Genomic DNA, 14,312 nt, shown 5'->3' with positions numbered 1-14,312 from the left:
GCAGAAAGGAGTGGTGTTTGATCGGGGCGGGTGGGTAGGCTGCAAGCCTGTAGCTGCAAGGGCTGTAGAGGTGTGTGGGTGCCACCGGCCCTATCGCGGGGCAAGCCCGCTCCCACGTGCCGTGCTACAGAGCCTTGCGTGGGAGCGGGCTTGCCCCGCGATAGGGCCGGTACAACCAACAGAGATCGACACGATGACCGACACCCCCCTGGCAACCCTCTACCAGACCCTCGACCAGCACCGCCCCGAATCGCTGGAGGCCCTGCTGGCCGGCGTGGTCTGGCTGCTGCCCATGCTCGACGTGATCGCCAACGCCGCGATTTTCATCAAGGACACCCAGGCCCGCTACGTGCTGGCCAACCGTACTCTGGTGCAGCGCTGCGGCCTCAAGCAGTTGCAGCCTTTGCTCGGCAAGACCAGCGCCGAAGTGTTCCCGGCGCGCCTGGGCCCCGGCTATACCGAGCAGGACCGGCGCGTGCTGGAACAGGGGCTGGTGCTGGAAGACCAGCTCGAGCTGCACCTGTACGGCAGCCGCGAACCAGGCTGGTGCCTGACCCACAAGCGCCCTTTGCATGACCCTGCGGGCAACATCATCGGCCTGGTGGGCATCTCGGTAGACCTGCAGTCAGCCGCCGATACCCACCCGGCCTACCAGCGCCTGGCGGCGGTCGACGAGCACATTCGCCGGCACTTTCACCAGCCCATCACAATGGGCGAGCTGACCCGCATCGCCGGCATTTCGGTGGCGCAGCTGGAGCGTTACTGCAAGCGGGTGTTCCACCTCACGCCACGGCAGATGATCCACAAGGCGCGCCTGGAACACGCCCACCGGCTGCTGCATTCGGATTTGCCGATCACCGAGGTGGCGCTGCGCTGCGGTTACACCGACCACAGCGCCTTCAGCCGGCAGTTCCGCCAGCTCACCGGGTTTACCCCGCGCCAGTACCGCCAGGCCACGGCTCAGGAGGGCTGAAACAGCGCCCGCGCTTCGCTGAAGCACTGCTCGGCAATCGCCGAGCGCGGTTCGCTGCGGCGCAGCAGCAGGCCCACTGGGCTGTGGATGCTGGCATCGACGATGGGGATGATGCGGGTGTGTTCGCTCAGGCCTTCCAGGCCGCAGCCCAGCGGCATGACGGCGCAGCACACGCCGGTATTGATGGCCTGGATCAGCTGGAAGGTCGAGTCGCTTTCCAGCACTGCGTTGGGCTCGAGGCTGCGGCTGCGAAAGCTCAGGTCCAGCGACTGGCGGTAGTGCATGCCTTTGCTCAGCAGGCCCAGCGGGATGTCCCCCAGCTCCTCCCAGCGCAAGCTGTCGTGTTCGAACTGGAAATGCCGGGTGTCATGCAGCAGGCCCATGGTGGTGGTGCCCAGCTCGATCACTTCGAAGAAGTTGGCGTTGACCTGGTCGAGGTAGCAGATACCCAGGTCCAGCTGGTTGCGGCTCAGGCCGTCCATGATCTGCTCGGTGCTGTGGGAGCTCAGCTGAAACTGCAGCTCGGGGTATTTTTCGCGCAGCGGCAGCAGCAGGTGCATGGGGTTGAAGCTGGCCAGCGGCACGGTGCCCAGGCGCAGGCTGCCGACCACCTGGCCGCGGCAGCTGGCGGCCTCGGCCTGCAGGCCGTCGTGGGCGGCCAGCAGGGTGCGGGCCCAGGCCAGGATGCGCTCGCCGGCCTCGGTGAAACCCTCGAAGCGCTGGCCGCGCTTGACCAGCACCAGGTCCAGTTCGTCTTCCAGGTTGCGCAGGCGCATGGACAGCGTCGGCTGGGTGATATGGCACAGCGCCGCAGCCTGGCCGAAGTGGCGGGTCTGGTCGAGGGCGATGAGGAACTTGAGCTGCTTGATGTCCATGGGCTGGCCTGGAAGTGCTGGATGGGGAGACCTTAACCAACTGGGGTGGGTTATGGCCACAAATGGATGCTGGCACGACTGGCCCCATCGCCGGCAAGCCGGCTCCTACAGGTGACCGCGCGCCCTGTAGGAGCCGGCTTGCCGGCGATGCGGCCCGGGCAGGCGATAAAGCCTGTCGATCACCCGGTACGCCATATCTATTGGACGCCCACCCGCCGCCGCTCTAGCGTTGCCCACACTGCCATTCAAGGAGCTTCACCGTGAGCGTCAAACCCGACGCGGTCTTCGTGCCGCTGAACATCGCCGTGCTGACCGTCAGCGACACCCGCAGCTACGACACCGATACCTCCGGCGAGCTGCTGGCCACCCGCGCGGTGGGCGTGGGCCACCGCCTGGTGGCGCGCGAGCTGCTCAAGGACGACCTGTACAAGATTCGCGCCCAGGTTGCCACCTGGATTGCCGACGAGCAGGTGCAGGTGGTGCTGATCACCGGCGGTACCGGCTTTACCGGCCGCGACAGCACCCCGGAAGCGGTGGACTGCCTGCTGGACAAGCGTATCGATGGTTTCGGCGAGCTGTTCCGGGCGTTGTCGATCCTCGATATCGGCACCTCGACCGTACAGAGCCGGGCCCTGGCCGGCATGGCCAACGGCACCCTGGTGTGCTGCCTGCCCGGCTCCACCGGGGCGTGCCGCACGGCGTGGGAAGGGATTCTGGCCGAACAGCTCGATGCCCGGCACCGGCCGTGCAATTTTGTCGCGCACCTCAAACCCATCGGGCTGTGTGAAAGCCGCGGTTGAGGCCTCGTAGGAGATCACCCATCCCTGTGGGAAGCGGCCTCGCCGGGGCGCCGTCCGGTCGAGATGGGCTGCGCAGCAGCCCCGGCAATTTTGCATGAGGCCGAGGCCTTGGGGCCGCTTCGCGTCCCATCTCGACCGGACGGCGCCCCGGCAAGGCCGCTTCCCACAGAGAGACCGTGTTAAATCATCGCGGTCTCAGCTCAACACATGCTCCACCGGCTGCAACGCCGGCGGCAACGGCGCATGCCCCAGCGCCGCCAGTACATCGCGCTCGATAGTGCGTACCAGGGCATCGGTGGGCAGGTCGTTCTCGTCGCGCCCGAACGGGTCTTCCAGCTCGTTGCCGATCGCATCCAGCCCAAAGAAGGTGTAGCTGACGATGGTGGTGAACAGCGGCGCCAGCCAGCCCAGCGGCTCGGCCAGGGCGAACGGCAGCAGCAGGCAGAAGATGTAGATGGTGCGGTGCAGCAGCAGGGTGTAGGGGAAGGGCAACGGTGTGCCCTTGATCCGCTCGCAGGTGGCCTGCACGTCGGCAAGGCCGGTCAGGCGCTGCTCCAGCAGGGTGTAGCGCAAATCGCTGACCGGCAGTTGTGCGCAGTGCTCGCCGACCGCCTGGAGAATACCGTCGCAGACATTGTGCGGGGTTACCCGGTCGGCTTCGTTCAGCCACGGCCGGGCCGCGCGTAGCTCATCTTCATTGCGCAGCCGCGCATTCAATGCATGGGCAAAACCGCACAGGCTGCGCAGCAAGTACGCGCGCAGTTGCTGGTCGGCAATCACCACGCTTTCGCGGGTGAACGAGCGCACCTCGATGATCATCCGCCCCCAGGCCTTGCGGCCCTCCCACCAGCGGTCGTAGCAGGCGTTGTTGCGAAAGCTCATGAAGATCGACAGCGACAGGCCCAGCAGGGTGAACGGCGTGGCGCTGACCGGGTAGAACAGCGCCGGGTAGTGCCGCTCCACCAGCACGATCAACGCCGCCAGCAGGGTCACTGCCAGGCAGCGCAAGGCAATGCGTTTGACGATCGAACCCTTGAGGGTGAACAGCACGCGCAGCATGTCGGGGCGTGGGTGGACGATCAAGGCGGTTCCAGAGGCGGGCTATCAGCCGCCGGTCATGTTCATGAAACGCAGGATCTGCACCTCGCCGCCCACCTCGAAGTGGTGGCGGTAGGGCTTGAGCTGCATGGCATCGCGGATGGCGGCTTCCAGCCGGGCGCTGTCGCCGGGGTGCTGGCGCAGCACCTGCTTGAGGTCCACCGAGTGCTCGTTGCCCAGACACAGCAGCAGCCGGCCCTCGACGGTCAGGCGCACGCGGTTGCAGGTGGCGCAGAAGTTGTGGCTGTGGGGCGAAATGAAGCCGACCCGGGTATTCGGCGCCTCGGCCAGGCGCCAGTAGCGGGCCGGGCCTTGTGACGATTCGGCCGACTCGACCAGGGTGAAGTGCGCGGCCAGGCGCTCGCGCACCTCGTCGCTGGAACAGTACGACTCGCCACGCTGGTGCTCGCTGATCACCCCCAGGGGCATTTCTTCGATGAACGAGATATCCAGCTCGCGGTCGATGGCAAAACGTACCAGGTCGACGATTTCGTCGTCGTTGCGGCCCTTGAGCACCACCGCGTTGAGCTTGGTGCGGCGAAAACCTGCGGCGCGGGCGGCGTCGATGCCGTTGATCACTTGCTGCAAATCGCCGGTGCGGGTGAGGGCGCGAAAGCGCTCGGGGTCGAGGCTGTCGAGGCTGATGTTCAGGCGGGTGACGCCGGCATCGAACAGCGGCTGGGCCAGGCGGCCGAGCTGCGAGCCGTTGCTGGTCAGGCACAGTTCGCGCAGGCCAGGCAGGGCGGCGATGCGTTGGCACAGGCCGACGATACCCTGGCGTACCAGCGGCTCGCCGCCGGTCAGGCGGATCTTGCGGGTGCCCAGGGCGACGAAGCGCTCGGCCACCTGGTACAGCTCCTCGAGGCTGAGGATCTGCTGGCGCGGCAGGAACTGCATGTCTTCGGCCATGCAATAGACGCAACGGAAGTCACAGCGGTCGGTGACCGACATCCGCAGGTAGTCGACTTTGCGATTGAAACCGTCGATCAGGGCCGGGGGCTGTTGCACAGGTGCGCTCGAAGGAAAAAGGGCTATGCGATCCAAGCTAACGCCGGTGGCCAGTAGCGTCAAATTGCTTTGCCTGACCGCTTGATCGACAGCCTCTATCACGGTTTCGGGCCCCGAACCATACAGCTTGCGGGTGAGCGCGCTTGCCCCGCGAGAGGCCAGACAGGGCCTGCATCACAGCATGATCGACAGCACCTATCACAGCGTAAGACATTTCGATTGGACGCCCCCACCCCCCCTCAATAGGCTGGAAGCAAGCAGCAGGCCACGGGACCTGCCGCATCTTTCAAATGCCCGCGTGAGGATCGACCGCATGAGCCAGGACCAACACATCAGGGACTACAAGGGGCCGGCCGCCGGCTGGGGCGCGCTGAAAAGCGTGACCAAGAGCTGGCTGGGCAGCGAGAACGCCTTCAAGAACCTGCGGGCCATGCTCAAGACCAACCAGAACGGCGGCTTCGACTGCCCCGGCTGCGCCTGGGGCGAGTCGCCGGAAAGCGACATGGTCAAGTTCTGCGAAAACGGCGCCAAGGCGGTCAACTGGGAAGCCACCGGCCGTTCGGTGGACCCGGCGTTCTTCGCCAAGTACAGCGTCAGTGCGCTGCGCGAGCAGACCGACTACTGGCTGGAATATCAAGGCCGCCTGACCCACCCGATGCGCTACGACGCGGCCACCGACCATTACGTCGAAACCAGTTGGGAAGAGGCCTTCGCCCTGATCGGCCAGCACCTGAACGCACTTGAATCCCCCGACCAGGCCGAGTTCTATACCTCGGGCCGGGCCAGCAACGAGGCGGCGTTCCTCTACCAGCTGTTCGTGCGTGCCTATGGCACCAACAATTTCCCCGACTGCTCGAACATGTGCCATGAGGCCAGTGGCGCCGGCATGTCGGAAACCCTCGGGGTGGGCAAGGGCACCGTGGTGTTCCATGACCTGGAGCTGGCTGACGCGATCTTCGTGATTGGCCAGAACCCTGGCACCAACCACCCGCGCATGCTCGAACCGCTGCGCGAAGCGGTCAAGCGCGGGGCCCAGGTGGTGTGCTTCAACCCGCTCAAGGAGCGTGGCCTGGAGCGCTTTCAGCACCCGCAGCACCCGCTGGAGATGCTCAGCAACGGCTCCGAGCCGACCACCAATGCCTACTTCCGCCCGGCCCTGGGCGGCGACATGGCGGCCATGCGCGGCATCGCCAAGTTTTTGCTGCAGTGGGAGCGCGAGGCGCAGCTTAACGACGAACCGGCAGTGTTCGACCACGCCTTCATCGCCGAGCACACCAGCGGGGTCGAGGCTTATCTTGAAGTCGTCGATGCCACCCCGTGGGAGCATATCGTCGAGCAGTCCGGGCTGAGCAAGGCCGAGATCGAGCTGGCCGCGCGCATGTACCGCAAGGCCGAACGGGTGATCATGTGCTGGGCCATGGGCGTCACCCAGCACCGCCATTCGGTGCCGACCGTGCAGGAAATCGTCAACCTGCAGCTGCTGCGCGGCAACGTCGGCAAGCCGGGTGCGGGGCTTTCGCCGGTACGCGGCCACAGCAATGTGCAGGGCGACCGCACCATGGGCATCGACGAAAAGCCCAAGGCAGTGCTGCTCGATGCCCTGGAAAAACGCTTTCAGTTCAAGGTGCCGCGCGCCCACGGCCACAATGCCGTGCTGGCGATCAAGGCCATGGAGGAGGGCCGGGCCAAGGTGTTCGTCGCCCTGGGCGGCAACTTCGCCCAGGCTACCCCGGACACCCCGCGCACCCATGCGGCGCTGCGCAACTGCGCGCTGACCGTGCAGATTTCCACCAAGCTCAACCGCTCGCACCTGGTGACCGGGCGCGATGCCTTGATTCTGCCGTGCCTGGGCCGCACCGAGATCGACCTGCAGGCCGAAGGGCCACAGGGCGTGACCGTGGAGGACACCTTCAGCATGGTGCATATCTCCCACGGCCAGCTCAAACCGCGCTCGCCGCACCTGCGCTCGGAGCCTGCGATCGTCGCCGGCATGGCCAAGGCCGTGCTGGGCGACACGCCGATCGACTGGGAGTACGCGGTTGCCGACTACGGGCGCATCCGCAGCATGATCGCCGACGTGATCCCGGGCTTTACCGACTTCAACGAGCGCCTGCAGTCGCCGGGTGGCTTCCACCTGGGCAACAACGCTGCCGAGCGCAACTTCCGCACCAGCACCGGCAAGGCCCGTTTCAGCCCCAGCCCGTTGCCCGAGCAACTGGTCAACGCCAAGGTGCTGGCCCGTGGCGACAAGCCTGACCTGATCCTGCAGACCCTGCGTTCGCACGACCAGTACAACACCACCTTGTATGGCCTGGACGACCGCTACCGCGGGGTGTTCGGCCTGCGCGAGGTGGTGTTCGTCAACGCGGCCGACATCCGCCGCCTGGGCTTCGAGCCGGGCGAGCAGGTGGACCTGGTGTCGCTGTGGGAGGATGGCGTGGAGCGCCGGGTGTCGGGCTTCCGCCTGGTGGCCTATGACGTACCGCAGGGCCAGGCGGCGGCCTATTACCCCGAGACCAACCCGCTGGTGCCGCTGGAAAGCTACGGCGATGGCACCTACACGCCGACCTCGAAGTTCGTGGCGATCAAGGTGGTGAAGGCGCAGGCGGGTAACCGTATTGCGGCGGCTGCAGCGGATTGATGGCCTGATTGTTTTTCAGCATCATTCGGCCCCTGTGGGAGCGGCCTTGTGAAGCGATGGGCTGCAGAGCAGCCCCAGCAATCCTGAATGAGGCCCAGATCCTGGGGCTGCCTTGCAGCCCATCGCGACACAAGGCCGCTTCCCACATGGATTGCATAAGCTTCGAGCCTTGCTGTCCCTCCAGAAGCTGACTTGAACCGTCACCGGCTCACCGGAAACGCCGTGGTGTATTTCATCTGCTCCATGGCAAAGCTCGAGGTGATGTTGGACAACCCGTCGGTGCTGGTGATGAGCTTCTTGTAGAAGTGGTCGTAAGCCTTGATGTCGCCCACCACCACCCGCAGCATGTAGTCCCAGTCGCCAGACATGCGGTACACCTCCATCACCTCCTCGAACGCCGTCACCGTGGCGGCGAATTGCGCCAGCCATGCGCTGTCGTGGCGCTGGGTCTTGAGCTGGACGAACACCGTCAGGCCCAGGCCCAGGCGCTCGGGGTCGAGCAACGCGACGCGGCTGCGGATGTAGCCGTCCTCTTCCAGGCGCTTGACCCGCTTCCAGCACGGGGTGGTCGACAGGTTGACCGCTTCGGCCAGGTCCTTGAGCGACATCGAGGCATCGCGCTGGAGCAGGGTTAGGATGTGCTGGTCGAAACTGTCCATGGCGCAATCGGGCTCGAAAGGAGAAAAAGTTACCCCAAGGTTAGCCGTTTGCCGTAATGGGTGGAAACATCACCTGCCTGTAACGGCAACAACATTCCGCGCAGCGCCGGGTGCAGGCGGATATGAGATAGTGGCGCCTTTCCCCCACACGCCACGAGCCCGAGCATGTCCGACAAGCCGCGCAATTTCGCCACCCGTACCATCCACGCCGGCGAGCAGTCCAGCGTTGCCGACAACGCCATCTTCCCGGCCATCGTCACCTCCAGCTCGTTCATCAAGCGCGGCCTGGACGACCACCCCGAATACGCCTACAGCCGCGTCAGCAACCCCACCCGCCACGCCTACGAAACCTGCGTGGCCGCGCTGGAAGAAGGCGTTGGCGCGGTGGCTTGCGCCTCGGGGGTGAACGCCACCTCGACGGTGCTGGAACTGCTCGACAAGGACGCCCATGTGGTGGTGATGAACGGTGTCTATGGCGGTACCTTCCGCCTGTTGGAAGACTACCGCGCGCGCACCTCGGGGCTGACCACCACCTACGTCGACCTCAACGACCTGGACGCCGTGGCGGCGGCCATCCGCCCTGAAACGCAACTGATCTGGATCGAGTCGCCGACCAACCCGTTGCTGCATCTGGTGGACATCAAGGCGCTGTGCACGCTGGCCCGCGAGCGCGGCATCCTGACTTGCATCGACAACACCTTCTGCTCGCCGTGGAACCAGCAGCCGATCACCCTGGGCGTAGATCTGGTAATGCACTCGGCGAGCAAGTACATCGGCGGCCACTCCGACCTGACTGGCGGCGTGGTGGTGGCGGCCAATGAACAGTTGCTCAAGCGCCTGCGCCACATCAGCATGGCGGTGGGGGCCATCCAGGGGCCGTTCGATTGCTACCTGGCGCTGCGCGGGTTGAAGACGCTGGATGTGCGCATGGAACGCCAGAGCGCCAACGCCTTGCGCATCGCCGAGTACCTGGAAGACCACCCGCAGGTGGAGCAGGTGTTCTACCCGGGCCTGCCGAGCCACCCGCAACATGAACTGTGCAAGCGCCAGATGCGCACCGGCGGTGCGGTGGTGGCACTGCGCATCAAGGGCGACCGGGCTGCGGTCAACCGGTTGGTGGAGGCGTTGCAGATCTTCGTACTGGCCGATTCGCTGGGCGGGGTGGAGAGCATGATCAACCACTCCTGGACCATGTCGCACAACTCGTTGAGCCCGGCGCAGAAGGGCGAGATGGGCATCAGCGAGAACCTGCTGCGGTTGTCGGTGGGGATCGAGGATTACCGCGACCTGATCGAAGACCTGGATGCAGCGCTGAAGGCATCTGCTGGCATTTGATCTTCTGGGGCTGCTGCGCAGCCCATCGCGACACAAGGCCGCTCCCACAGGAGTGTGCGCATTTCTGTGGGCGCGGCCTTGTGTCGCGATGGGCCGCGCAGCGGCCCCCTACGGAATACGATTCAGGGCTTGGGCGGGTGGATGATCCGTTCGATCTTGTCCTTGAGCAGCAGCCGCTCCTTGCGCAGCTTGTTGACGGCCTCATCGCTGGTGCCGTTGCCTTCGGCGGCCAGCACCTCCTTGTCCTTGGCGTTGTATTCCTTGTGCAGCTTGTGCAGGTCCTGGTCCTTGTCGATCAGTGCCTGGAAATTCTCAGCGGTAATGTGCAGGTCTGCGAGCAAATCGTGCGGAACTGGCATTTCTTCACCTCTGTCTGGGGTTGGCGAAAGGGCCTGAGCCATGAGAATAGCCCCCTTTGCGCCGCTGCGAAAAGCCAGGCTGCCATGACGGGCCTGGCTGAATAATCGCTGAATGAAAACTGTTTAACGGATGAAAACTGCATCCGCACCAATTGTTACCAAGTTTTTCACAAAAAATTGATGCTAGGCTTTCTAGAGTTCGGCCAACTTTCCAGGGTGCCCCTGTTGCCCCTGGCCGCTCATGAACTCTACGTGCGAATGCCAATGTTGAAAGTCAAATCCCTGCGGACTGAATGGGTCACGCTGTTGGCCAGCCTTTACCTGTTGATTGGCCTCAACACCTTTCTTTGGGGGCACCTGGAGAGCATCCTGCCGCCCGGCATGGTGGGGCTGTGGCTGGGCCTGGCATTCGCCGTGCTGATGCTGTTCGCATTCAACTTGATACTGACGCTGTTGGCGTTTCGTTATGTATTGAAGCCGGTATTGATCATCTTGTTCATGAGTGGCGCCAGTGTCGCTTATTTCATGAATCAATATGGCGTGCTTATTGACGCCGGCATGTTCCGCAATGTCGCCGAAACCAATGTTTCGGAAGTGCGTGACTTGTTGTCGATCAAGTTTGCGCTTTATATCGTGCTGCTGGGCATATTGCCCTCGCTGGCGGTGTGGAAAGCGCACATCGCCTACCGCCCCTGGCACCGCGAACTGCTGGGCAAACTGGTGGTCAGCGGTGCTTGCGTGGCGGCATTGGGCTCGGTGGCGCTGGTCAACTACCAGGGGTTGTCGTCGCTGTTTCGCAACCACCACGAACTGCGCCTGATGCTCACCCCAAGCAATATCGTCGGCGCCTCCATCGGTTATGTCAGCGAGCAGGTCGGCACCGCTGCCCGGCCGTTCCAGGCTTATGGCGAAGATGCCCGTCGCGATGCCGCCTGGCAGCACCACCAGCGGAAGTCGCTGACCGTGCTGGTAGTGGGCGAAAGTGCCCGGGCCGAGAACTTCGGCTTGCTCGGCTACAAGCGTGACACCACGCCGAAACTGGCCAAGCAGCAGGGCCTGCTGAGTTTTAGTGACGTGCACTCGTGCGGCACCGAAACCGCCGTGTCGGTGCCGTGCATGTTCTCCGGCATGGGCCGCAAGGACTACGACGCGCGGGTGGCGAAGAACCGCGAAGGCCTGTTGGACATCCTCCAGCGCGCCGGCCTCAGCGTGCAGTGGCGCGACAACCAGTCCGGCTGCAAGGGCACCTGCGACCGCGTGCAGTTCATCGACGTGAGCAACCTCAAGGACCCGGCACTGTGCGCCAGCGGCGAATGCCATGACGAGATCCTGCTGCAGGGCCTGGGCGAGCTGATCGACAACCTCGACAAGGATACCGTGCTGGTGCTGCACCAGATGGGCAGCCACGGCCCGGAGTACTTCAAGCGCTACCCCAAAGGCCAGGAGCCGTTCCAGCCGGTGTGCCGCAGCAATGCGCTTAACCAGTGCAGCCGCGACGAGATCATCAACGGCTACGACAACACCTTGGCCTACACCGACAACGTGCTGTCGTCGCTGATCGACACCCTGCGCAGCAAGCAGGACAAGGTCGACACCGCCATGCTCTACCTGTCCGACCACGGCGAGTCGCTGGGCGAGTACAACCTGTACCTGCACGGCACCCCGTACGCCATCGCCCCGGACCAGCAGAAGCACGTGCCGATGGTGGCCTGGTTCTCCGACAGCTACCAGAAGGACTTTGGTGTGGACACCGAATGCATGGCCAAGCTGCGCGACGCGCCGCTGTCCCAGGACAACCTGTTCCACTCGATGCTGGGCCTGCTGCAGGTGCGCACCAGCGTGTACCAGCAGTCGCTGGACATGTTCGCCAGCTGCCGGCCATGGCTGGCGGCGGGTCGCTGAACAACGTCTTGCGCCGAACCCTGTAGGAGCCGGCTTGCCGGCGATCACCGGCGCAGCCGGTGCCAGCGGATGCCTGCAAGGGCCTATCGCCGGCAAGCCGGCTCCTACAGGTGCGGTGAGGACCCGCCGGGCGCTTTCGCAACCGCCCGGCACCACGGATGGCGCGAGGTTTCACCCCCAAGGCCCGCGCCGTATATACTGCGCGCCAATGTTAGTGGGAGAGCCTCGTGGCCATCGAAATTCACTGGATCCGTGACGACCAGACCCTGGCCGAACACTGCCAAGCCTGGCGCGAACTGCCCTATGTAGCACTCGACACCGAATTCATGCGGGTCGACACCTTCTACCCCAAGGCGGGCCTGATCCAGATCGGCGACGGCAAGCGCGCCTTCCTCATCGACCCGCTGTTGATCCGCAACTGGCAACCCCTGGCCGCGCTGCTCGAAGACAGCGGCGTGGTCAAGGTGCTGCACGCCTGCAGCGAAGACCTCGAAGTGCTGCTGCGCCTGACCGGCAAGCTGCCGCAGCCGCTGTTCGACACCCAACTGGCCGCCGGCTACCTGAACATCGGCTTCTCCATGGGCTACTCGCGCCTGGTGCAAGAGGTGCTGGGGCTCGAACTGCCCAAGGGCGAAACCCGCTCCGACTGGCTGCAGCGCCCGCTGTCCGAGACCCAGGTCAGCTACGCCGCCGAAGATGCCGTGCACCTGGCCGAGCTGTTCACCGCCTTGCGCCCGCGCCTGAGCGATGACAAGTATGCCTGGGTGCTGGAGGACGGCGCAGAGCTGGTGGCTGCGATGCGCCGCGAGGTCGACCCGCAGACGCTGTACCGCGAGGTGAAGCTGGCCTGGAAGCTGTCGCGCCAACAACTGGCTGTATTGCGCGAGCTGTGTGCCTGGCGCGAGCGTGAAGCGCGCAACCGCGACGTGCCACGCAACCGTATTCTGAAGGAACACTCGCTGTGGCCGATGGCCAAGTCCCAGCCCGACAACCTGTCGGCACTGGCAAAAATCGACGAGATGCACCCGCGCACCATCCGCCAGGACGGCCAGTTCCTCATCGAGCTGATCAAGCGTGCTGGCAGCCAGCCCGCCGAGCAATGGCCGCAGGCTTTGCCCGAGCCGCTGCCGATCGAAGCCGCCGGCATTCTCAAGCGCCTGCGTGCCATTGGCCAGGCCGAAGGCGAGCGCCTGCAGATTGCCCCGGAGCTTATGCTGCGCAAGAAAGCCCTCGAAGCGCTGCTTAAAAGCGGCTACCCCGACGGCCCCTATCAACTGCCCGATGCGTTGCGCGGCTGGCGCCGTGAGCGCATGGGCCAGGCCCTGCTGGATGATTTGGCGGGTGCCGGAGACAAGCCATGAAACGTATCTGCTCGATCTACAAGAGCCCGCGCAAGAACGAAATGTACCTGTACGTGCTCAAGGCCGAAGGCCTGGAGCGCGTGCCCGAGGGGCTGTTGCCGGTCTTCGGCACCCCGGTGCACGCCTTTGACCTGGTGCTGACCCCCGAGCGCAAGCTGGCGCGCGAAGACATCGCCAAGGTGCTGGAGAACCTCGACAACCAGGGCTACCACCTGCAGATGCCGCCGCTGGAAGACGAGTACATCGAGCACCTGCCCGAAGAGCTGCTGCGCCGCAACGACCCGGTCTGAGCCGGGCGCCATCGCGTTTTGTACAGCGGCCCGCCTGGCGGGCCGCGTTCGTTGTCTGCCAAGGTTGTGTTTTACATGCGCGTTCTGATCGCTGAACAGGATCATGCCAACTACGCCCGCCTGCTAGGCGAGGCGGCACCGGACCTGGAGGTCCTGACCAGTGGCGATTCCGCCGAGCTGGCGCGTTTCGCCCCCGACTGCCCGGTATGGCTGGGCCAGCCGGACCTGCTGGCCAGCCTGCTGCGCCAGGGCCACAAGCCCGGCTGGATGCAGTCAACCTGGGCCGGCATCACCCCGCTGCTGGCCGACGGCCTGCCGCGTGATTACCGCCTGACCCGCGCCGTGGGCATCTTCGGCCAGGTGATGGCCGAGTACATGCTCACCTACATGCTGGTGCACGAGCGCGAAGTGCTGTCGCGCCTGGTCAGCCAGGTGGAGCGGCGCTGGGACGACCGCCCCGGGCGCACGTTGGAGGGCCGCCGGGTACTGATCGTCGGCACCGGCGATATCGGCCAGCGGGTTGCCGAGTTTCTCGTGCCGTTTGGCGTGACGCTGTATGGCGTGGCCAGCAGTGCCCGCGAGCAGGCGCCGTTCGCCGAGGTGGCCGGGCTCGACCAGCTGCCGCGCATGGTGGCGCAGGTGGACTACGTGCTGAACCTGCTGCCCGATACCCCAGCCACCCACGACCTGTACGATGCGGCGCTGTTCCAGTGCTTCCAGCCTGGCGCGCTGTTCATCAATGCCGGGCGCGGCGCGGCGGTGGTCGATGCCGACCTGGTCGAGGCGCTCAAGCAGGGCCACCTGGCCGGTGCGGTGATCGATGTGTGCCGCCAGGAGCCGCTGCCCCAGCGCCATCCGTTCTGGACCGCCTGGGGCTTGCTGCTGACCGGGCACAGCTCGGCGCCCACCTCGCCTGCGGCGATGGTGCGGTTGTTTGTCGAGAATGTGCGGGCGTATGCGGCGGGGCAGGGGATGCGTGGCGAGGTGGATTTCGCCCGGGGCTATTGAGCC

Annotated in this window: 13 protein-coding genes; 8 read left to right on the top strand and 5 right to left on the bottom strand. The window is 65.0% G+C overall.

Features of this window, described 5'->3' with window-relative positions; translation table 11 throughout:
• Positions 1-193: 193 nt before the first annotated feature.
• Positions 194-973 carry an AraC family transcriptional regulator gene (locus KSS94_RS20270; protein WP_217839853.1) on the top strand — a complete coding sequence of 260 codons (780 nt, stop codon included), beginning with the start codon at positions 194-196 and terminating at the stop codon, positions 971-973.
• On the opposite strand, the gene KSS94_RS20265 is transcribed toward KSS94_RS20270, so the two are convergent.
• A complete protein-coding gene (locus tag KSS94_RS20265) occupies positions 961-1,848 on the bottom strand; it encodes a LysR family transcriptional regulator (protein WP_217839852.1) in 888 nt (295 codons plus the stop codon). The two genes, KSS94_RS20270 and KSS94_RS20265, sit on opposite strands and share 13 nt — an antisense overlap.
• Positions 1,849-2,108: 260 nt before the next feature.
• Here KSS94_RS20265 and moaB point away from each other — a divergent pair, with 260 nt between their 5' ends.
• Positions 2,109-2,648 (top strand): molybdenum cofactor biosynthesis protein B, encoded by a 540-nt coding sequence (gene moaB / locus KSS94_RS20260; RefSeq protein ID WP_217839851.1) that lies wholly within the window; start codon positions 2,109-2,111, stop codon positions 2,646-2,648.
• Between the two features lie 195 nt (positions 2,649-2,843).
• Here moaB and KSS94_RS20255 read toward each other — a convergent pair whose 3' ends face one another.
• Entirely contained in the window at positions 2,844-3,731 is an 888-nt protein-coding gene (locus KSS94_RS20255) for a bestrophin family protein (RefSeq protein ID WP_217839850.1), read from the bottom strand.
• A 21-nt stretch (positions 3,732-3,752) separates the two neighbouring features.
• On the bottom strand, positions 3,753-4,754 hold the full coding sequence (gene moaA / locus KSS94_RS20250; protein ID WP_217839849.1) for a GTP 3',8-cyclase MoaA: 1,002 nt from the start codon (positions 4,752-4,754) through the stop codon (positions 3,753-3,755).
• Positions 4,755-5,067: 313 nt separating this feature from the next.
• Between moaA and KSS94_RS20245 the strand changes: the two genes are divergently transcribed.
• Entirely contained in the window at positions 5,068-7,395 is a 2,328-nt protein-coding gene (locus tag KSS94_RS20245) for an FdhF/YdeP family oxidoreductase (protein WP_217839848.1), read from the top strand.
• A gap of 200 nt (positions 7,396-7,595) precedes the next feature.
• Here the strand turns inward: KSS94_RS20245 and KSS94_RS20240 are convergent, their stop codons facing one another.
• Positions 7,596-8,054: an Lrp/AsnC family transcriptional regulator gene (locus KSS94_RS20240; RefSeq protein WP_217839847.1), complete on the bottom strand. Its 459-nt coding sequence runs from the start codon at positions 8,052-8,054 to the stop codon at positions 7,596-7,598.
• Between the two features lie 165 nt (positions 8,055-8,219).
• Here KSS94_RS20240 and KSS94_RS20235 point away from each other — a divergent pair, with 165 nt between their 5' ends.
• Positions 8,220-9,389, top strand: coding sequence for a trans-sulfuration enzyme family protein (locus tag KSS94_RS20235; protein WP_217839846.1), 1,170 nt, complete (start codon positions 8,220-8,222; stop codon positions 9,387-9,389).
• Between the two features lie 122 nt (positions 9,390-9,511).
• Here the strand turns inward: KSS94_RS20235 and KSS94_RS20230 are convergent, their stop codons facing one another.
• A complete protein-coding gene (locus KSS94_RS20230) occupies positions 9,512-9,748 on the bottom strand; it encodes an HP1242/YdcH family protein (RefSeq protein WP_217839845.1) in 237 nt (78 codons plus the stop codon).
• 264 nt (positions 9,749-10,012) lie between these two features.
• On the opposite strand from KSS94_RS20230, the gene KSS94_RS20225 reads away from it, so the two are divergent.
• The 4 genes from KSS94_RS20225 (at position 10,013) to KSS94_RS20210 (ending at position 14,309) form a co-directional block, all read left to right on the top strand.
• Positions 10,013-11,650 carry a phosphoethanolamine transferase gene (locus KSS94_RS20225; RefSeq protein ID WP_217839844.1) on the top strand — a complete coding sequence of 546 codons (1,638 nt, stop codon included), beginning with the start codon at positions 10,013-10,015 and terminating at the stop codon, positions 11,648-11,650.
• 227 nt (positions 11,651-11,877) lie between these two features.
• Positions 11,878-13,011, top strand: a complete 1,134-nt coding sequence (gene rnd, locus KSS94_RS20220) for a ribonuclease D (RefSeq protein ID WP_217839843.1) — start codon at positions 11,878-11,880, stop codon at positions 13,009-13,011.
• Positions 13,008-13,301, top strand: a complete 294-nt coding sequence (locus KSS94_RS20215; RefSeq protein WP_217839842.1) for a YcgL domain-containing protein — start codon at positions 13,008-13,010, stop codon at positions 13,299-13,301. Before rnd ends, KSS94_RS20215 begins: the two co-directional genes overlap by 4 nt.
• 75 nt (positions 13,302-13,376) lie before the next feature.
• A complete protein-coding gene (locus KSS94_RS20210; protein WP_217839841.1) occupies positions 13,377-14,309 on the top strand; it encodes a D-2-hydroxyacid dehydrogenase in 933 nt (310 codons plus the stop codon).
• The last annotated feature ends 3 nt before the right edge of the window (positions 14,310-14,312 follow it).

Origin of the sequence: Pseudomonas fakonensis (assembly GCF_019139895.1) — a bacterium.
GTDB classification, from domain to species: Bacteria; Pseudomonadota; Gammaproteobacteria; order Pseudomonadales; family Pseudomonadaceae; genus Aquipseudomonas; species Aquipseudomonas fakonensis.
The sequence above is the reverse complement of the archived record's forward strand: the minus strand, read 5'-3'. Positions and strand labels throughout refer to the sequence as shown.